This is a genomic window from Bacillus sp. FSL R9-9834 (assembly GCF_038006905.1).
In the GTDB taxonomy this organism is placed as follows: domain Bacteria; phylum Bacillota; class Bacilli; order Bacillales; family Bacillaceae_G; genus Bacillus_A; species Bacillus_A pacificus.
This window is the reverse complement of sequence record NZ_JBBOWD010000001.1, coordinates 4,473,693-4,492,858: the sequence shown is the minus strand read 5'-3', so window position 1 is coordinate 4,492,858 and position 19,166 is coordinate 4,473,693. Positions and strand designations below refer to the sequence as shown.

Below are 19,166 nucleotides of genomic sequence, written 5' to 3'. Positions count from 1 at the left end.
ATAGTCTTACAGAGACTGTGAGCTTTCCTTAATAATAACGGTACTAATGTAACAATTTATAAAATGTTCGAGTAGTAGAAGTAAACTGAGCAGCTTCTTCCAAAAAGGGATAATGGTTACTCTCTTCAAATGTCACAAAAATAGAATTACGTATGCCCTCATGCATCTCGATAGAATACTGAATCGGGCACTGCACATCGTATCTTCCGCATATAATAAGCGTCTTTGTTTTCATAGAAGGTAAATGTTCTCGTAAATTAAATGCTGGATATTCGTGAGAAAAAGCATTCATTCGGCTAGCAGACATTGTTTTTTGGATTGGTTTACAAAAATAAGAGTTGTAGTTTTCTGGTTTATGCAATGATAATTTTGTTCTCTCAGTAGATAGTTCTTTCCGTTCTTCATTTGTAAGGTGAGGGCTTTTTAAGTTTTCGATGAGATGTTGCATATAATGAAATTGTGGATGTTCTGGATGATAAATGCAAAAAGGTGTTTCGGTGTAGTTGCTTGCTGCGGCTCCAACGAGTACTAACGATTGTAAGGATTTTGGATAGGTAATTGCATATAAAAGTCCAAGCATACCACCTGTTGAATGACCAGCGAAATGCCATGTTGGAAGTTGTAAAGCTTCTCGTATAGCTTCTAAATCGTGAATGGTTTCAATCATACTTAATTCTTTTTCTGAATTGGCTTTTGCGGAGTTACCAGCATCTCGTAAATTAATGAGCAATACACGATGCGTAGAAGTGAAAACATCCGCAAAGTAATCACCAGTTTCATTAAATTGTGAATAGTGATGTGTAATGCAAAGCGGTTCGCCACTGCCTTTAGTAAAAAGCTCGAATGTGCCGCGTTTCGTGTGGATCATTTGTTGTGTCCACATAATATCACGACCTTTCCTTATAAAGTCCGTTAGTACATAAAAATATATCAGCGATTATTAGAATATATCGGCGCAACTTGAAATATATCAGCGATTATTAAAATATATCGACTTACCGACAAAAAACGCCAATAATAGCAAGCTATAAATAAAAGGAGGCTATTCAAAAACGAGCCTCCTTTTCGTTTAGTACAAAGATTTTGTCATATTATTCCGAATAATTTCAAGGGATTTCGCTACAGTTAATGCATTCTTTTCTTCAATTTCTGGTTTGCGGGGGATAGGTTTATACATGTTGTCTGGATCTTCCCATGTGAGGGGAAGTTCTGTTTCTGCTTGTCCTTTCCAAGCTTCAATCCATTCTGGAGGGAGATAACCTGAGATGTTTTGGATGTTGTTCATTTCGAGCCAAATGAGTGCCCAAGCTCTTGGGACGACGCGCCAATGGTCATAGCCACCGCCGCCGACAGCAATCCAACGACCTTCGCAATATTCGTTAGCGATTTCGCGAGCGAGCTTCGGTATTTCACGGTAAATATTCATCGTTGCGCAAAGGTGTGTAAGTGGATCGTAGTAATGTGCGTCAGCGCCATTTTGCGTTAAAATAATATCCGGTTTAAAGTATGCGGCCACTTCTTTTACGACAGTTCGATAGGAATCTAAGAAAGATTCGTCCTCTGTAAAAGCATCGAGTGGAACGTTAAAAGAATAACTGTAGCCATTACCTTGTCCGCGTTCATTTACAGCTCCAGTTCCAGGGAATAAATATCGACCAGTTTCATGTAGTGAAATGGTGCATACGTTAGGATCGTCATAAAAAGACCACTGTACACCATCACCGTGATGAGCATCTGTATCAATATATAAAACGCGTAAACCGTATTTCTTTTGAATATATTTCATTGCGATGGAGCTATCGTTATAAATACAAAATCCAGATGCTTTGCCGCGGAAGCCATGATGTAAGCCGCCTCCTAAGTTAAGCGCGTGTTTTACTTTCCCGGAAAGAACAGCATCGACAGCTGTTAACGTACCACCAACGAGTAATGCGCTTGCTTCGTGCATATTTGGAAACATCGGCGTATCTTCTGTTCCGAGTCCATATGTCATCGCAATTGATTTTTCTAACTTACCTTCTCCAGCACGTTTTACCGCATTTATGTACTCTTCTGTATGAACGTAGGCGATCTCTTCATCTGTAGCCATCCTTGGTGAGATGATTTGAGAAGGAGAGATGAAACCACCCTTTTGTAATAAATCATACGTAAGTGTGACGCGCAGTTGGTTAAAAGGATGATCAGGGCTAAATGAATAGCCCCGAAAGTCATCCGAATAAATAAACGCGCTACTCATGCTTGCATCCCCATAATGTTTGGCCATAATACGCGGTAGCCTTCTGCCTCAAGTGCATCAATCACTTTTAGCGGATTCATCGTTTGAATGCGGAAAACGAGTACTTTATCATTCTCATCTTTTGCTGGGTAGACGAGAACGCTCACGATATTGATTTGTAAATCGCTAAAAATAGCAACGACTTTTCCAAGAATACCAGGTTCATTTTTTACTTGAATTTCAATTTGTGAACTCGGTTGATGTGCCCCTGTTAATTTCACTAACGTATGCAGTACAGTTGATTCAGAAATGATTCCGACTAACTTTCCAGCCTTTGTAACAGGAAGACAGCCAATTTTATTTTCAAAAAATAAAGTAGCAATTTCCTCAACGAAATCGAGAGGATGGCAAGTCATAACAGGATGTTTCATAATCAGTTCAAGCGGTTGCTTCAGCATATCGAGTGAAACTTGTTCATCTAAAATAGACGGACTTGCATCTCTTACATCCCGATCAGAAATAATGCCTACGACATGATTATTTTGATCGACAATTGGAATGTGCCGAATGCCTTTCGTACGTATCGTTCGGATTGCTGTTTCGATTGTATCGTTTGGATGTAATGTCACTACATCTTGATTCATAATTTCTTCTACAATCATTCCAGTTGCCCCCTTTATTAGTACATAAAACGATTGTGAAAACGTAGACGATCAAATGCTTGAATAGAATCTGTATCAACGCGTTTACCGATGCGGACCATTAAACAGTTAGCAGGATGTGAACAAATTTCAGGATCATCTGTAGCCATCCATTGTAACCCGCCAGCATTCATCATCTTTTCCATTACTTTTCGGTACTCCCAAACATTTAAGCCTGTTTGTTTTAAATCCCAGTGCCAATAATATTCAGTCGTCAATATAATGTAATCTTCCATATAATCGTCCATCATGGAAACTTCTAATAAGTTTTTTCCGACAGCGCAACCACGGAAGGCTGGGACAACTTCAATTGCCCCGAGTTCAATTAAGTTTTCCATTTTTCCTTCTGACCATCGTTCAAGTGGATCAGGATACAAGTATGTAACATACCCAACAATCGTTTGGTCATGTCTAGCAATAATGAGACGAGCTTCTGGCAATTTAGAAATTTCGACAATTGCTTTATATTGCTGCTCGGCAGGACGAAACGCAATTAAGTCTGGATGAAACTCATACATTTCTAAGTTATGTGTAGAGACAGGCCCTTCAATAATTAAAGTGCCTTTCGCTGTTTTTAAGTTTCTAGCATTATATATTTTTTTATGAATCAATGTATTGCTCACCACCTTGAGGGTTTGTGAATCTATTCATATCGTACTTTATAATATATGCGATGTGAATCGAAATTTGTCATTAAAAATTTGTCTAAAAATCAACAAATATACTGAAAATTTTAAATAATGTCATTATAATAGATAATAGAATACATAGGAGGGGGATGTAAAGTATGAAAGTAGAAACGCTTCCTGTCATTAAAGGAGAAAATAATTTGCCGAATTATGATGAGGCATACGCAAATTTTAACTGGGAAGAGGTTAATAAAAACTTTACTTGGAATGAAACAGGCCGAGTAAATATGGCGTATGAGGCAATTGATAAGCATGCGAAATCCGATCGAAAGAATAAAGTAGCCCTTTATTATCAAGATGGATCGCGAAAAGAGAAATATACATTTAAGGAAATGAAGGATTTTTCTAATAAAGCAGGAAACGTCCTAAAAAATTATGGCGATGTAGAAAAAGGCGATCGCGTTTTTATTTTTATGCCGCGTTCCCCAGAGTTATATTTTGCCCTTCTTGGTGCAGTGAAATTAGGGGCAATCGTTGGACCGCTATTTGAAGCGTTTATGGAAGGCGCAGTTCGCGATCGTTTAGAAGATAGCGAAGCAAAAGTGTTAATTACAACGCCTGAATTGTTAGAGCGTGTACCATTAAATGATTTACCAGCTTTAAAAACAGTTTTCCTTGTTGGAGATCATGTAGAAGAAGGCGGTAAGACGGTAGCGTTCAATCCTTTATTTGAACAAGCTTCAAAAGAATTACATATTGAATGGTTAGGCCGTGAAGACGGTTTGATTCTACATTATACGTCTGGTTCTACTGGTAAGCCAAAAGGTGTGCTCCATGCGCAAAACGCAATGGTTCAGCACTATCAAACGGCGAAATGGGTATTAGATTTAAAAGAAGACGATGTATATTGGTGCACAGCTGACCCAGGCTGGGTAACTGGTACAGCTTACGGTATTTTCGCACCGTGGTTAGTCGGAGCATCAAATGTTATTTTAGGCGGACGCTTTAGTCCAGAGGCTTGGTATGAAGCACTGCAAGATTACGGCGTAACAGTTTGGTATAGCGCACCAACAGCTTTCCGTATGTTAATGGGTGCTGGACAAGATGCAATTAAAAAATACGATTTATCACAAGTGCGCCACGTGTTAAGCGTTGGTGAACCGTTAAATCCAGAAGTAATTCGATGGGGTATGAACGCATTTGGACTTCGTATTCATGATACGTGGTGGATGACAGAAACAGGTGGACAAGTTATTTGTAACTACCCTTGTATGGAAATCCGTCCAGGTTCAATGGGTAAACCAATTCCAGGTGTAAAAGCAGCGATTGTTGATAATGAAGGAAATGAAGTGCCTCCATACACAATGGGTAACTTAGCAATTGGTAAAGGTTGGCCAGCGATGATGCGTGGAATTTGGAATAACAAACAAAAGTATGAATCTTACTTTATGCCAGGAGATTGGTACGTATCAGGTGACTCTGCATACATGGATGAAGATGGATACTTCTGGTTCCAAGGGCGTATTGACGATGTAATTATGACGTCAGGTGAGCGCGTTGGACCATTTGAAGTAGAAAGCAAATTAATCGAGCATGCTGCCGTTGCAGAAGCTGGTGTAATCGGTATTCCTGATCCGGTGCGCGGCGAAATTATTAAAGCATTTATCGCGCTTCGTGCAGGTTACGAACCATCTGAAGAATTAAAAGAAGAAATTCGTCAATTTGTAAAGAAAGGTCTAGCAGCTCATGCAGCGCCAAGACAAATTGAATTTAGAGATAAATTACCGAAAACGAGAAGCGGTAAAATTATGCGCCGCGTATTAAAAGCGTGGGAGTTAAACTTACCAACAGGTGACTTATCAACGATGGAAGATTAAGAGAGAAAGGTCTGAACGAAATAATGTTCAGGCCTTTCTTTTTGTAAATAATAAAGGGGGAATGGAGATGAAGATACCTGTTTTAGAAGGAAACATAGTATGCTTACGCTCTGTGGAACCGGAAAAAGATTACAAACAGTGGTATGAGGTAATGAAAGATCCAGATATGCACCATTGGACAGGGAATGTGACTCCAAAAGATAATAATGAAATTAAGGACTTGTTACATACTTATAAAAATTTAAAAGATATTATGGCTTGGGCAATCGTAATGAAACAATCAAAGGAAATGATAGGAACCTATTGGATTTCTATGCCAATAATGAATGAAAATAAAAAATTAATTGTAACTTCGGAAGCTCAGCGGATTGCGCGTAAGTATTGGCGTACAGGGGTCAATCGAGAAGCGAGAAACTTAATATATAATTACATATTTTTAACTTTAGACGTAGATGAGGTTCATGCACAGGCTTGGGATAATAATATCAATTCATGCAGGTCTATGGAACAAATAGGCTTTAAATTAGAGAAACAAGTGAAACGCTTATTCCTTAAATACAATGAACTATTTTTGGAAAACCATTATGTACTATTAAAAAAAGATTGGCTTGCATAAAAGATTATAGTTAAAAAACTAAAATAATATTTGAACGAAGTACCTTCCTCGTCTGTATACATTTATGAAAGAATAGATGAGGGAGGCTTTTTGTATGTCTAATAAATTCCTCTTTATGGCGTTATAAAGGATTGGCAAGAAGAGAAATCCGACCCTTATTTGACACGCCTATATAAATGATGGTATAAAGAAAAGTATATGAATAATTGAGCGTGGAAAGGGAGAAGTAGTGATCATTTCCCTGTTTTAGAGAGCTGATGGCCGGTGAAAATCAGCACATAGATGATCGCGAATTACGCCCCTAGAGCATCTTTTTTCGATTGAATTGTATTCAAAAGGGAAGAGACGGTGCTAAGCCGTTATGTAAATAAGGTGGTAGGCTTTTTTGGTCTGCAACTAGGGTGGTAACGCGATAATCAAAATCGTCCCTTATTTGAAGGGGCGATTTTTTTATGTTTTCAACCTTCACGCCAGTAATGAACTTAAAGGAGAGTATGTAGGATATGGGTATTTTACAAGATCTTGAATTTCGCGGTCTAATTAATCAGCAAACAGATGCTGAGGGCCTTGAGCAATTATTAGAAAAAGAAAGCGTTAAATTATACTGTGGTTTCGACCCGACAGCGGATAGCTTACACATCGGTCATATGTTACCAGTATTAATGTTACGTCGTTTCCAATTAGCTGGTCACCAACCAATCGCACTTGTTGGCGGTGGTACTGGTATGATCGGTGATCCAAGTGGTAAAAAAGCAGAGCGTACATTAAATACGAAAGATACAGTTGCTTACTACACAGAAAGCATTAAAAACCAACTTTCAAACTTCTTAGAGTTCGAAAACGTGGAAAACCCAGCAACAATGGCTAACAACTATGACTGGCTTGGTAACTTAGATGTCATTTCATTCTTACGCGATATCGGTAAAAACTTCGGTTTAAACTATATGTTAGCAAAAGATACAGTAGCATCTCGTTTAGAGACTGGTATTTCATTTACTGAGTTTAGTTACATGATTTTACAATCATACGACTTCTTAAACTTATACCAACACCATAATTGCCGCCTACAAATCGGTGGTAGTGACCAATGGGGTAACATTACAGCTGGTCTTGAATTAATCCGTAAATCAGAAGAAGATGCGAAAGCATTCGGTTTAACAATTCCACTTGTTACGAAATCTGACGGTACGAAGTTTGGTAAAACAGAAGGCGGCGCAATTTGGTTAGACCCAGAGAAAACAACTCCTTACGAGTTCTACCAATTCTGGATTAACACAGATGACCGCGACGTTGTTAAATACTTAAAATACTTCACATTCTTATCTCATGAAGAAATTCTTGAGCTTGAGAAACAAGTAGCTGAAGCACCAGAAAAACGTGCAGCACAAAAAGCATTAGGTGCGGAAATGACAAAACTTGTTCACGGCGAAGAAGCATTAGAGCAAGCGATTAAAATTTCAGCTGCATTATTCAGCGGTTCTGTAGCAGAACTGACTGCAAGCGAAATCGAGCAAGGCTTCAAAGACGTACCATCTGTAGAACGTACTGCAGAAGATACAGTATTAATCGACTTACTTGTAGAAAGCAAAATCTCTCCATCAAAACGTCAAGCGCGTGAAGATGTAACGAACGGCGCAATCTACGTAAACGGTGAGCGTACACAAGCATTAGACTACGTTGTAACAGAAAAAGACCGCATCGAAGGTAAATTCACAATCATTCGCCGCGGTAAAAAGAAATATTTCTTAATTCGTTACTAATCCGAAACGAATGTAAAACAAATAGTGCCCCGAATTGTAAACTGAAAAGTTTATCCCGCTTTAATGGGCAGTAAGACCCCCACCTCAAAATGCAGCGAAAGCAAAGAAGTTAGGTGGGGGATCAACTGCTCATAAAAGCCCGATTGGTTCAACTAATAATCAGTGGGGGATGAAGAAAACCCCCACTGATTAAAGTTTCACTTTATGATTCGGGGTTTTTATGTATGGATTTAAATCGCCGGATCTTTTCTTTTAAATAGAATATAAAGAACTAATATGAGCATATAAAGTAAACTAACTAACATAACGATAAATGCTGTTGGATAAAATTTTGCTGCATATATAAAGAAATCGATTTGATAAATATCTTCGTAATTTGAAACGGTGCCTTTGAAGTAATTCGTAAACTTAGCGCTATATTTCCATTCATCAGGATCATCTATTAAATTACTTCCTTGATACCAATTAATAAGCGCGGAAGTAATAAACAACATACATGCACTGCCTAACTGAACCATTTGGTTTATTGTCAAAATGAATCAACCTCCTATTTTATGGTTATTATAGCGTGCATTCATATACTTGTAACCATTTTGTTGTAATCTCCTTTTCGAGTTCATACGGAAATCACATGTAAGCGGTATGATAAATGTATAACAACTAGAAAGGAGTGGTAAAACGAAATGTCACTAGAAGCGCTCATTATTTTTTCTTTGCTAAACGCGGGTCAGCTTGCAGAGAATTCGAAGGTGGATGTACATAAAGAGCAGAAAGATGCTTATGTATATGTTCAGAAAGAGGAAAATAAATAACTTTAATATATATAAATAAAAGCTACTCGAAATAACTGTTTTAGTTGTCTTCGGTAGCTTTTTACATTATGAATAAATAGGAATTAATTCTCGCTTAAAATCTTCGTACATTTCAAAGGCAATTTTCATGATTTCTTTGAGTTCATCGTAACTGTGGAAGCATACTGCCGGCAATCTTTCAGAACCATTGGATAATACTTTTACAAACATATCCCATGAATTCCCAACTCTAACTTCACCATTATACCTTGCAGACCAAATGAACTCAACAAGCCCATATTTTAAGCTGATATTGAATCTGAAAGTATAGAAATCCTTGTTCTTTACTTCACCAACAATAAAAAAGTTTTCTTTTTTCATAAAACGGGCTTTATAGCCAAGAGACTCAAATACTTCAATTGCTTTTTCATTTTCATAGTTTTCAAATATATTTTCTCTATCAGAAAATTTTTCTGATAATGCTTTATATCTCTTAATAAAATCAATTTTTGCAAGACTGGATTGTATTTCAGGTTGTAATGAATAAGGCAAAAGTTATTCCCCCTAAAATATTAAGTCTATCCTTGTTTTTGGGTCATTACTTCATATATCTTTAAGGTGAAATCATGAATAAATAGGAATTAATTCTTGTTTAAAATCTTCGTACATTTCAAAGGCAATTTTCATGATTTCTTTGAGTTCATCGTAACTGTGGAAGCATGGACGAAGTATTTTTTCTGTATCATTGGATAATACGTCTACAAACATAGCCCAAGATGTTCCAGTTCTAACTTCACCAGTGTGCCATGCCTCCCAAATAAATTCAACGAGTCCATATTTCAAGCTAATATTGAACCTGAAAGTATAGATATCTTTGTTTTTTACTTCTCCTACTCTAAAAAAGTTTTCTTTTTTCATAAAACGAGCTTTATAGCCAAGAGACTCAAATACTTCAATTGCTTTTTCATTTTCATAGTTTTCAAATGTATTTTCTCTATCTGGAAATTGTTTTGATAAGGACTTGTATCTCTCGGTAAAATTAATTTTCTCAAGTACTTCCTGTATTTCTGGTTTCAATGAATATGTCATTAATTATTCCTCCCTAAATCTAATCTCGATATCATATTTGTCTTTTGCTCGCTTTATATATTCATCTATTTTTCTGAAATTTTTATTAGATACTGGAATTTCTAAAATATGTTTTCCTTTTAGTAATTGCCCATCTATTTCTCTATACTTATTTGAACGAATCTTAGTGCCAATAGCATATTTATCCTTCATTTCTTTTAAATACTTCTCAAAAGTTTTAATATCAATATCTTCTAAATCTGTTGCTTTTCTAGAAATGATTTCCCCTTTACGTGGATTATATGAATCTAATCTTTTACCGTTACTTAGTTGAATCTCATCATGTGGATACCATTCGTTTTTTTGAGCAGTTTTATTAAACTTATTTCCTCTTGCCATAGGTGAATCTTTTGTCCAATAATCACTTGCTTCTTTCCAGTTCAATCTATCTTTAGGTACTTTACCGTCTTTTGCTTTTCTAACGCAATATTCCGCATATTTTAATTCTAAATCAGATTCGACAAACTTACCATCTTTTAAAAGATTTTTAGAGGAACCCCCAGAAGAAGACTGAAACCTTTGCAAAGTATCGATACTATTTTGAACGGTATTATACCATACAAAGGTACCATGTGTAGCAACACCTGCTCCAGCGGTTGTAAGAGCTAAATCAGCTGGGATAACAATTGGTGATGCTGCCCCGAAAGTTACTCCTTCTAACAATACGGTTCCAACATTTGATCCTGTTACAATAGCTATACCGCCCAAAATTTCAAAAATAGATCCTACCCCTGATACAAAATTCCCCACAAGATTTCCGACTTGAAAGGTTGTTTTGTTTTCTAATTCATTGCCCATTGGTAATTCTACGCCTGTAAAGTTTTCAGCAGCTGAATTACAAATTCCTTGGAAGAATTCCCAAGCGCCAATAGCTGTTTTTTGGTACCACGGTCTATTAGCTTCTTGTTCCTGCAAAGCCATTTTTTCTTCAATTTCTTTTTTTATTTCGGCTTCTTGAACTCTTTCCTCTGCAATTTTTTGAATAGAGGCTATCCATTCCATATTCAACCTTTGTGTACTAAATGTACCACTGACGGGACTAAAACCTTTTCCGCTTTGTACTTCAGCTAAACCTGTCGTGATACTAGCGGCTAATTGAATCGCTGTAATATAGTTATCACTAGATGTTTGATTAAATTCATATAGGTGCTCTAGCTTTTCTTGCAGTTTACGCCTCATGTCAGCAAATAGATTTACTATAGCATCCATGCCCGAGATTGGCATAGCTTGATTGATTGTTTCCGTACTTGCTATCATTCGGTCAATTTCTCGAATTTGTTCTAATATCTCCTGTTCGATAACATCTGTAGAAGCTACCTGTGATTGAAAGTCTCTTGGAAAAGCATCATTTTGACGGATTAATTCTTCGCATAAGTAAATGATTCCTTGTGCTAACGGACGAAAGGTTTGTAAGAAATATGCTTTTGCACTGCTATATGTTTGTCCTTGTAGAACAGTATCCAATGCAAAAGCGTCAATAGAATGAATAATTTGTTCCATACCTTGAATAGTAGTGCTACAGAAAGAGTTCATACTTTCTGTTTGAGCTTGTACTTCACCGAGATACATATTTAAAGACATGAACTTTCCCTCCTCTTACAAGAAAATAATACCAATTTAAGGAAGGGATTGTAAATGGAATATTCTAATAATTCGGCAGTTAAAGAGATAATTGTTCATTAAGTTTTTTTAATCTTATTCAGATGCTCGGGTGATGAAGAGGTTTTTAAGGTTGAATGTAAATAGAAAAAGGGAAGATATAGATTATGTACAAATAAATACGTTGTAAAAATAATGTTAACAAAAGGAGAGTACAGCAAAGAAAAATAAGTTATGGGATAGAATGTAGTGTTTTTAAGTGTTAGAAGAAGGGAGAGGTTTTTATTAATGTGGATAAAAAACAAATGAAATTCTAGAGAGAGGGTTAAGTTTTATTAACTATAGACTTGCAGTTCTTTTTTATTTTATTACATTAGTCTGTTTCTATACATATAATCGGTTATATTCAATAAAAAAAGCCCAGGCCCCTTGATAAACAAGGTTCCTAAGGCTTTTAATACGACTCTTTTCAGAGCACCGAGATTAACGAGAGTAGAACTCTACGATTAATGCTTCGTTGATTTCAGCTGGTAACTCAGCACGCTCAGCGTGACGAGTGTAAGTAGCTTCTAATTTGTCAGCATCGAAAGTTAAGTATTCTGGTACGAAGTTGTTAACTTCGATCGCTTCTTTAACAACAACAAGGTTGTTAGATTTTTCGCGAACGCTGATAGTTTGACCAGGTTTTACACGGTAAGATGGGATATCTACGCGAGCGCCATCAACCATGATGTGACCGTGGTTTACTAATTGGCGAGCTGCACGACGAGTGCGAGCTAAGCCCATACGGTAAACTAAGTTGTCAAGACGAGCTTCAAGAAGGATCATGAAGTTTTCGCCGTGCTTACCAGGCATTTTACCTGCTTGGTCAAATGTGCGACGGAATTGACGCTCAGTCATGCCGTACATGTGACGAAGTTTTTGTTTCTCTTGTAATTGTAAACCGTATTCTGAAAGTTTCTTACGTTGGTTAGGACCGTGAGGACCTGGTGCGTAAGGGCGTTTTTCTAATTCTTTTCCTGTGCCGCTTAGAGAGATTCCAAGACGACGAGACAGTTTCCAAGCTGGACCTGTATAACGAGCCATAGTTGACTCCTCCTTTAAAATGTTTTTATTTACGTAAAATAAAAACAGACGTAATCGATATTTACGGGCATTTTGTTTTCATGTACCTTCGCTCCAGCAGCAGGGAGTTACGAGATACACCTCCGCAGAGGAACAAAATACAAACGATAAACTCACATTACAAGGCTGCCTTTTTATTTTACACAAACGCTATTATATCTTTTACCCAGAGTTTCGTCAAGCGAGTACGTTTTTGTTTTATGCATATAAATTTTGGAAATAAACAAGAAGGAATTTAAAACGATATAAAAGAAGAGATAGAAACACAAATAAAACGCTTACATAAAATGTAGTAAAAACGTTCATCAAATTTTTGTTGGTGAATATGCGGCAATAAAAACATAAAAGGGGATGTTTTTATGAAAAAGAAGCATATGGAGACAGCGTTAATTCATCACGGTTATACATCAGAGGAACATAAAGGAAGTTTAACACCGCCTTTATTTCAAACGTCTACATTTACATTTGAGACTGCGCAGCAAGGAGAAGCGAGTTTTGCGGGAGTGGATCCATCTTATATTTACTCAAGACTTGGAAATCCAACTGTGAAATTATTTGAAGAACGTATGGCGGTGTTAGAAGGAGGAGAAGAAGCGCTTGCTTTCGGATCCGGTATGGCAGCTATTTCCGCAACTTTAATTGGTTTTCTAAAAGCTGGAGATCATATTATTTGTTCAAATGGATTATACGGATGCACGTACGGCTTTTTGGAAGTGTTGGAAGAAAAATTTATGATTACGCATTCGTTTTGTGATATGGAGACAGAGGCTGATATGGAAAATAAAATTCGCCCAAATACAAAGCTTATTTTCGTTGAAACACCGATTAATCCGACAATGAAATTAATTGATTTAAAACAAGTGATTCGGGTTGCGAAGCGAAATGGTTTACTTGTCATTGTTGACAATACGTTTTGTTCACCTTATTTACAAAGACCTCTTGAACTTGGTTGTGACGCCGTTGTTCATAGTGCGACAAAATATATTGGGGGTCACGGTGACGTTGTAGCGGGTGTAACAATTTGTAAAACGAAAGCGTTAGCTGAAAAGATTCGCCCGATGCGAAAAGATATCGGCGGTATTATGGCGCCGTTTGATGCGTGGTTATTGTTACGCGGATTAAAGACACTAGCGGTAAGAATGGACCGCCATTGTGATAATGCAGAAAAAATTGTATCGTTTCTAAAAAATCATGATGCGGTAGAAGGTGTTTGGTACCCAGAAGGAGAGTTAGCATCTCGCCAAATGAAACGTGGGGGCGGCGTTATATCTTTTTCAATTAAAGGTGGGAAAGAAGAGACGCAGGCGTTTATTAATGACCTTCACTTTATTACAATTGCGGTAAGTTTAGGAGATACAGAAACGTTAATTCAGCATCCGGCAACGATGACGCACGCTGCGATTCCAGCTGCGTTAAGACAAGAAATGGGCATTTATGATAATTTAATACGTTTATCTGTCGGTTTAGAATCTTGGGAGGATATCGTTTCTGATTTAGAGCAAGCGTTAAAGAAAATATCTACTGTTAGTAATCAATAAAAAAAGAGCCAGCTATCGGTTTTGTACGTCATGTACTTAATCGATAACTGGCTCTTTTTTGTTACATATGTTTTAGGAGTGTTTCCACAAACTTTTCTAAATAGCGCTGATCTACTTCGTCGAAACGATTTTTTTCAGGACTATCAATATCAAGTACACCAATGACATTCCCATCCTTAATAATCGGTACGACAATTTCTGAATTTGAAGCACTGTCGCAAGCGATATGCCCTGGGAATTGGTGGACGTCTGCTACAAGCTGCGTTGTTTTTGTTTCAGCTGCAACGCCGCAAACGCCTCGTCCAAATGGAATGCGCACGCAAGCAGGCATTCCTTGGAATGGTCCAAGAACAAGCTGATTTCCTTCTGTTACGTAAAAGCCAACCCAATTAACGCGATCTAAAAATTGGTTTAATAATGCGGACGCATTTGATAAGTTTGCGACTACGTTTGATTCGCCAGTTAATAATGCATCCAGTTGTTTTATTACTGTCTCATATTGCTGCACGCGAGATCCTGCATAACTTTCTTTAGTAAACATGGAAACAGCTCCTTTTTTATCGAGATGTGTAAAATATTAGCAAAATACGATGTATTTCACATGACTTTGTCGATAGAAAATTAAAGGAATTTGTCTTAAAAGTCAAGAAATTTACACTATAGCTGTTCAGTGAGAGGAAGTGAGCGCATGAAACAGACGAAACAAAAAGTAATTGATGCGGCAATATCGTTGTTTAACACGAAAGGGTATGATGGAACGTCGGTGCGAGACATTGCAAAGCGAGCGGATGTGAATGTAGCGAATATTTCATATTATTTTGCTGGAAAGCAAGGCCTATTAGAGCAGCTTATTACTAATTTTTTAGAAGGGTATATTCATGTGATTGAAACGTCCTTTGAACAGAGGGAGTATTTGTCGGCTAAAGATGTGATGGTACAAATGGTGCGCGGGATTTTACGATATCAATTTGATAATAGGGAGCTGACACGTTTCTTTTACCGAGAGCTGTCGCTTGATACGACATTAATTCGCGAAGTGATGACCGTTTATTTTTCTAAAGAAAGATATTATATAGAGCAAGTAATTAGACAAGGACAAATGAAACAAGAGTTTAAGAAGGTATCTTTTACAATGTTTATGACGCAATTAAAAGGCATGATGAATATGCCGTTTTTATATCCGCAATATATATCAGAAGTGCTGCATTCTTTTCCATCTGAGACCTTTTTCTTAGAAATGTACACGAAAGAAATTGAACAATGGATGGAACAAACATTATGTATAACGAATATGTATCAGGAATGGCCAAGAGCTGTTCATATGTGAGAAATCCCCACCTAACGAACGGAGGTGGGGATTTCTGTGCTTTCTTTTCTTTGCCATAAATTGTTGCATAATAGCGCGATAATTGTTAATGAAGCTCCGGCAATTTCAATTTTGTCGACTGTATAACCTTGAAAGATGGAACCGATAAGTGCAAGCACAGGAACTAAATTCATAAATAATATGCCGTTAATAGATGAAATATAGCGATTTCCTGCGTTCCAGCAAAATACTGCGATAACGCCTGCAATAATAGACATATATAAGAGTTCAAAACGAACGTTCATAATTGTAGATAGTGAAGGTACAGTGACAACGTTTGTATAAGTTAAAAAAGTGACGATAGTGATGAGTGAAATTGAGCCAAATAAACAAGTTAACGTCGTATACCTAAGTGGTGACCAAGATTGAAAACTAGCACCACCGTTTGTATAAATGACCCAGCAAGTAACGCCGCACAGCATAAGTATATTTGTTGAGAGGTGACTGGCAGCTCCAAATAATAAGTGAATATTTCCTTTTGAAATGACAAGCATAACACCGATAAGTGCAACGAACATACAAAGGAAAGTGTAGTTTTGTGGGCGTTTGTTTTTAGTTATCCACTGCAATAATAAAGCGATGAGTGGCATAAGAGACTGAATCATCGCGGCATGGATGGCTCCAGACGGTCCGGCAAGTTGTTGTCCGTAGAAAACGAGAAAACCATATCCTGCGAAACCGACTGTTCCGTAAAAAAGTAACGAAAGTGTTTTCTTTTCTAAGCGGAGTGACTTTGTCCCTTCGGTAAGTAATAACAGAATAAGAAAAATAATAGCTGCTGATCCATAGCGAATCGTTGTGAAGAAGAACGGATCGATAAACTGTAAGGCGTTTGCCATGACAGGAAACATAAATCCCCAAGCCGTTACGGCAAGTAAGCATAGGAGGGATCCGAGTAGCATTTGTTTTTTGTTCAAGAGTATCTTTCCCCTTTACATTTCGTTATAGTAAGTTGATGAAATAAGTATAAAGAGTAATTGTTTATAGAAGGAAATATCGATTTTTTATGACAGTTATAACTTTTTGTTAGAGGTGTGTACGATGGATTTAGAGGCAGTACGATCGTTTATTGAAGTGAAAAATACGCGAAGTTTATCAAAGGCGAGTAAAATTTTACATATTTCTCAGCCGGCGCTTAGTAAACAAATTCAAAGGTTAGAGGCCGATTTAGAAGTTACTTTACTGAAGCGTTCCGCGCAAGGAGTGGAGTTAACAGAGGCTGGAGAGTTATTTATAAAAAGAATGTTACCGATTTTGGAACACATACATGAAGTGAAAGCCGAAATGAAGAAATTTCAAGAGAAGAGGAACATTTCAATAGGCATATTGCCAAGTTTAGCAGCACATTACATATCAAAATGTAAAGATACATTAGGTGACGGGTTCGAAATAGAATGGAAAATTGAGCATACGAAAGTACTGATAGGACTTTTTAAAGAACGGAAGATTGAAGCGATGTTCATCGATTCAGTAGTAGAAGGTGCTACGTGTATAAAAGAAATACGAGAAGAAAAAATTGTGTGTGTCGTTTCAAGTGATCATCTTTATAAAGAGAAAACAGTAATTCGAATGGAAGATTTGCAAAATGAAAAGTTAATCGTATACCCAGAAATCTGTGATGTTAGAAAAATGATTACGAATCTGTTTCAAGGGATAGGTGCGAAACCGATTATTGCATTTGAAACTTCTTATGCAGAACCGATGCTTGCGATGGTCAGTGCCGGACTTGGCATCACATTACTTCCAGAAATATCAGTAGAGCAAGCGGTAAGGCAAGGAAATGTGCATGCGATTTCTATTGAACCGCCACTTGTACGTAAAATATATTTCGCATCTCATATGGAAGAAGGCCCTTTGCTGCATTCATTTGATGATGAGAGGTAATCCAAACGGAATATTGAGAAAGATTACAATTGCATTGAAAGAAACATGAAATTTTAAAAAAAACTAGGTCAAAAACAAACCATTACATGGTATGATTAGTACATTGTTAGTTGTTAAATATAGGGGAATTCCCTTTTTATACATAATGCCTTCCATTTCATAAACGGAACGGACAAAAAAAGAGATATAACTAGGAGGCTTTTTTGCATGGATTCTATCCTGACGATCGTTATCATTGTAGTAAGCTCTATTCTAGTGCTGCTCATGATAGAGCTTGTGATAAGAAATCGTTCATATAAAGATATTGAAGCACTTGAGCAGTGGAAACAAGAGATAAAAGATAAACCTGTGGCAGATGAACTAAAACGGGTGAAAGATTTAAATATGACGGGTCAAACAGAAGAACTGTTTGGTAAATGGCGTGAAGAATGGGATGAAATTGTATCAACAACCATTCCGAAAGCTGAAAAAGATTTAGCGCAAGCGCGAAAATTCGCCTCGCAATTCTCCTTCCGAAAAGCAAAGCATGCGATGAATGAATCCATAAGTGGTTTAGATGACGCTGATAATCGTATTACAGACATTTTAAATGAATTACAGCAATTGTTAGAAAGCCATGAAAAAAATAGCTCGGAAATCGAAGGGTTACGTGATACATATCGTAGTATGAAGAAGAGTGTTCTTGCTCATAGACATATGTATGGAGCAGCAGAGCAGAAAATTGAAGAGATGCTAGACGTTGAATCTGAGAAATTTAAAACCTTTGAAGAAGCAACAAATAATGGTGACTATTTAAAAGCGAGAGAAATTGTTATTAGTTTGGAAGAAGGTTTAGCAGATTTAGAAATCATTATTCACCAAATTCCAGATTTATTGGTAGAGTGTCAAGCGACGTTACCAGTTCAGCTGGAAGATTTATTACACGGACATAATGATATGGTAAGACAAGGTTATGTATTAGAGTATTTGGAAATCCCTAAAGAAGTTCGCGATATGAAGAAACAACTACAAATATGTTTAATGGATATACAGGAGCTTCACATAACGGAAGCGGCTGAAAAAGTAGAAAACTTAAAAACGAGTTTAGATAGCTTCTATGATCAACTAGAACAAGAAGTACATGCGAGACATTATGTGGAGCAAAAAACACTTTCTGTTTATGAAGACTTAGAAGAAATTCGCACTGAAACGATTGAAACAAAAGCAGAAACACAGCTTGTGAAACAAAGCTATCAGTTGCAAGATAAGGACATTGAGTCTCAAAAAGTAATTGAAAAGCAAATGCACATTTTAATGAAACGTTTTGAAATGCTGCAATTACGCGTTGCGGAACAAGATATTGCCTTCTCTATTATTCGTGAGGAACTAGAAGAGATTTATGAGCAATGTGAAACATTAAAAGTGCTTCATGCAGAATATAAAGAAATGCTGCAAACGATGCGCAAAGAAGAATTTGAAGCACGTGAGAAGTTACAAGAAATGCGAAATACTATTTTCGAAACGAAACGCTTTATGCAAAAGTCGAATTTGCCAGGTCTTCCAGAGAGCATTATGGAAGATTTAAAAAGAGGACAAATGGCAATGCAAGCTGTATATGAGCAATTAGAAGTGAAGCCGTTAAATATGAATGCTGTAAATAGCAGTTTAGAAGAAGCTTACACAACTGTTAATGGTGTTGCTGAAATGACAGAAGAGTTAATTGGACAAGCGTATTTAGTTGAAAAATTAATTCAATACGGTAATCGTTACCGCAGTCATGATGAAAACCTTGCAGAGAGCTTAAATTATGCGGAGAAATTATTCCGTGAATATCAATACGATGCAGCTTTAGAACAAGCGGCTTCTGTACTAGAGCAACTTGAGCCTGGCGTTGTTCAAAAAATAGCTGAATATGTAGACAATGAACAAACCCTTTCATAAGGGTTTGTTTTTTTGTG

Annotated in this window: 19 protein-coding genes and 1 other annotated feature; of the genes, 8 read left to right on the top strand and 11 right to left on the bottom strand. The window is 37.0% G+C overall.

All coding sequences use genetic code 11. The features are described from left to right. Positions 1–43: 43 nt before the first annotated feature. From MKY00_RS23510 to acuA, 4 genes are all read right to left on the bottom strand, one after another. Positions 44–904, bottom strand: a complete 861-nt coding sequence (locus tag MKY00_RS23510; protein ID WP_141114897.1) for an alpha/beta fold hydrolase — start codon at positions 902–904, stop codon at positions 44–46. Between the two features lie 165 nt (positions 905–1,069). Further along, on the bottom strand, positions 1,070–2,236 hold the full coding sequence (gene acuC, locus MKY00_RS23505) for an acetoin utilization protein AcuC (RefSeq protein ID WP_016718677.1): 1,167 nt from the start codon (positions 2,234–2,236) through the stop codon (positions 1,070–1,072). Further along, on the bottom strand, positions 2,233–2,877 hold the full coding sequence (locus MKY00_RS23500) for an acetoin utilization AcuB family protein (protein WP_000634566.1): 645 nt from the start codon (positions 2,875–2,877) through the stop codon (positions 2,233–2,235). Before MKY00_RS23500 ends, acuC begins: the two co-directional genes overlap by 4 nt. A 17-nt stretch (positions 2,878–2,894) precedes the next feature. Continuing rightward, complete coding sequence (gene acuA, locus MKY00_RS23495) at positions 2,895–3,527, bottom strand: acetoin utilization protein acetyltransferase AcuA (RefSeq protein ID WP_000581384.1); 633 nt, start codon at positions 3,525–3,527, stop codon at positions 2,895–2,897. Between the two features lie 176 nt (positions 3,528–3,703). On the opposite strand from acuA, the gene acsA reads away from it, so the two are divergent. From acsA to tyrS, 3 genes are all read left to right on the top strand, one after another. Continuing rightward, complete coding sequence (gene acsA, locus MKY00_RS23490) at positions 3,704–5,422, top strand: acetate--CoA ligase (protein WP_000862042.1); 1,719 nt, start codon at positions 3,704–3,706, stop codon at positions 5,420–5,422. Positions 5,423–5,489: 67 nt separating this feature from the next. Further along, a complete protein-coding gene (locus MKY00_RS23485; protein ID WP_016718676.1) occupies positions 5,490–6,038 on the top strand; it encodes a GNAT family N-acetyltransferase in 549 nt (182 codons plus the stop codon). 204 nt (positions 6,039–6,242) lie between these two features. Continuing rightward, positions 6,243–6,471: a binding site (T-box leader), on the top strand. Positions 6,472–6,541: 70 nt separating this feature from the next. After that, positions 6,542–7,798, top strand: coding sequence for a tyrosine--tRNA ligase (tyrS, locus tag MKY00_RS23480; protein ID WP_000512096.1), 1,257 nt, complete (start codon positions 6,542–6,544; stop codon positions 7,796–7,798). A 230-nt stretch (positions 7,799–8,028) separates the two neighbouring features. Here tyrS and MKY00_RS23475 read toward each other — a convergent pair whose 3' ends face one another. Beyond that, complete coding sequence (locus MKY00_RS23475; protein WP_016718675.1) at positions 8,029–8,331, bottom strand: YjdJ family protein; 303 nt, start codon at positions 8,329–8,331, stop codon at positions 8,029–8,031. Between the two features lie 150 nt (positions 8,332–8,481). Between MKY00_RS23475 and MKY00_RS23470 the strand changes: the two genes are divergently transcribed. Beyond that, complete coding sequence (locus tag MKY00_RS23470) at positions 8,482–8,610, top strand: hypothetical protein (RefSeq protein ID WP_000050944.1); 129 nt, start codon at positions 8,482–8,484, stop codon at positions 8,608–8,610. Positions 8,611–8,676: 66 nt separating this feature from the next. Here the strand turns inward: MKY00_RS23470 and MKY00_RS23465 are convergent, their stop codons facing one another. From MKY00_RS23465 to rpsD, 4 genes are all read right to left on the bottom strand, one after another. After that, positions 8,677–9,141 carry a hypothetical protein gene (locus tag MKY00_RS23465; protein ID WP_016718674.1) on the bottom strand — a complete coding sequence of 155 codons (465 nt, stop codon included), beginning with the start codon at positions 9,139–9,141 and terminating at the stop codon, positions 8,677–8,679. 72 nt (positions 9,142–9,213) lie between these two features. Further along, positions 9,214–9,678, bottom strand: a complete 465-nt coding sequence (locus MKY00_RS23460) for a hypothetical protein (protein WP_016718673.1) — start codon at positions 9,676–9,678, stop codon at positions 9,214–9,216. 3 nt (positions 9,679–9,681) lie between these two features. After that, positions 9,682–11,298, bottom strand: a complete 1,617-nt coding sequence (locus MKY00_RS23455; RefSeq protein ID WP_016718672.1) for a T7SS effector LXG polymorphic toxin — start codon at positions 11,296–11,298, stop codon at positions 9,682–9,684. 501 nt (positions 11,299–11,799) lie between these two features. Beyond that, entirely contained in the window at positions 11,800–12,402 is a 603-nt protein-coding gene (rpsD, locus tag MKY00_RS23450) for a 30S ribosomal protein S4 (protein WP_000135311.1), read from the bottom strand. Between the two features lie 398 nt (positions 12,403–12,800). Between rpsD and megL the strand changes: the two genes are divergently transcribed. Further along, positions 12,801–13,979, top strand: coding sequence for a methionine gamma-lyase (megL, locus tag MKY00_RS23445; protein WP_000726590.1), 1,179 nt, complete (start codon positions 12,801–12,803; stop codon positions 13,977–13,979). 61 nt (positions 13,980–14,040) lie between these two features. Here the strand turns inward: megL and MKY00_RS23440 are convergent, their stop codons facing one another. Beyond that, positions 14,041–14,520, bottom strand: coding sequence for a GAF domain-containing protein (locus tag MKY00_RS23440; protein WP_000494335.1), 480 nt, complete (start codon positions 14,518–14,520; stop codon positions 14,041–14,043). A gap of 147 nt (positions 14,521–14,667) precedes the next feature. Between MKY00_RS23440 and refZ the strand changes: the two genes are divergently transcribed. Next, positions 14,668–15,306 (top strand): forespore capture DNA-binding protein RefZ, encoded by a 639-nt coding sequence (gene refZ, locus MKY00_RS23435; RefSeq protein WP_000814933.1) that lies wholly within the window; start codon positions 14,668–14,670, stop codon positions 15,304–15,306. An 11-nt stretch (positions 15,307–15,317) separates the two neighbouring features. On the opposite strand, the gene MKY00_RS23430 is transcribed toward refZ, so the two are convergent. After that, the gene (locus tag MKY00_RS23430) at positions 15,318–16,262 is read right to left on the bottom strand and encodes a DMT family transporter (protein ID WP_016718671.1); all 945 of its coding nucleotides are present in this window, start codon (positions 16,260–16,262) and stop codon (positions 15,318–15,320) included. A 124-nt stretch (positions 16,263–16,386) separates the two neighbouring features. Between MKY00_RS23430 and MKY00_RS23425 the strand changes: the two genes are divergently transcribed. Together MKY00_RS23425 and ezrA are read left to right on the top strand one after the other, a co-directional pair. Continuing rightward, on the top strand, positions 16,387–17,229 hold the full coding sequence (locus MKY00_RS23425) for a LysR family transcriptional regulator (RefSeq protein ID WP_016718670.1): 843 nt from the start codon (positions 16,387–16,389) through the stop codon (positions 17,227–17,229). Between the two features lie 207 nt (positions 17,230–17,436). Next, positions 17,437–19,149, top strand: coding sequence for a septation ring formation regulator EzrA (ezrA, locus tag MKY00_RS23420; protein ID WP_016718669.1), 1,713 nt, complete (start codon positions 17,437–17,439; stop codon positions 19,147–19,149). The last annotated feature ends 17 nt before the right edge of the window (positions 19,150–19,166 follow it).

Excerpts from the sequence above, each read along its gene's own strand:
- MKY00_RS23500 (WP_000634566.1), bottom strand. The coding sequence starts at position 2,877 with ATGATTGTAGAAGAAATTATGAATCAAGATGTAGTGACATTACATCCA.
- MKY00_RS23460 (WP_016718673.1), bottom strand. The coding sequence starts at position 9,678 with ATGACATATTCATTGAAACCAGAAATACAGGAAGTACTTGAGAAAATT.
- MKY00_RS23470 (WP_000050944.1), top strand. The coding sequence starts at position 8,482 with ATGTCACTAGAAGCGCTCATTATTTTTTCTTTGCTAAACGCGGGTCAG.
- refZ (WP_000814933.1), top strand. The coding sequence starts at position 14,668 with ATGAAACAGACGAAACAAAAAGTAATTGATGCGGCAATATCGTTGTTT.
- MKY00_RS23455 (WP_016718672.1), bottom strand. The coding sequence starts at position 11,298 with ATGTCTTTAAATATGTATCTCGGTGAAGTACAAGCTCAAACAGAAAGT.
- tyrS (WP_000512096.1), top strand. The coding sequence starts at position 6,542 with ATGGGTATTTTACAAGATCTTGAATTTCGCGGTCTAATTAATCAGCAA.
- acsA (WP_000862042.1), top strand. The coding sequence starts at position 3,704 with ATGAAAGTAGAAACGCTTCCTGTCATTAAAGGAGAAAATAATTTGCCG.
- MKY00_RS23440 (WP_000494335.1), bottom strand. The coding sequence starts at position 14,520 with ATGTTTACTAAAGAAAGTTATGCAGGATCTCGCGTGCAGCAATATGAG.
- rpsD (WP_000135311.1), bottom strand. The coding sequence starts at position 12,402 with ATGGCTCGTTATACAGGTCCAGCTTGGAAACTGTCTCGTCGTCTTGGA.
- ezrA (WP_016718669.1), top strand. The coding sequence starts at position 17,437 with ATGGATTCTATCCTGACGATCGTTATCATTGTAGTAAGCTCTATTCTA.
- MKY00_RS23485 (WP_016718676.1), top strand. The coding sequence starts at position 5,490 with ATGAAGATACCTGTTTTAGAAGGAAACATAGTATGCTTACGCTCTGTG.
- acuC (WP_016718677.1), bottom strand. The coding sequence starts at position 2,236 with ATGAGTAGCGCGTTTATTTATTCGGATGACTTTCGGGGCTATTCATTT.
- megL (WP_000726590.1), top strand. The coding sequence starts at position 12,801 with ATGAAAAAGAAGCATATGGAGACAGCGTTAATTCATCACGGTTATACA.
- MKY00_RS23425 (WP_016718670.1), top strand. The coding sequence starts at position 16,387 with ATGGATTTAGAGGCAGTACGATCGTTTATTGAAGTGAAAAATACGCGA.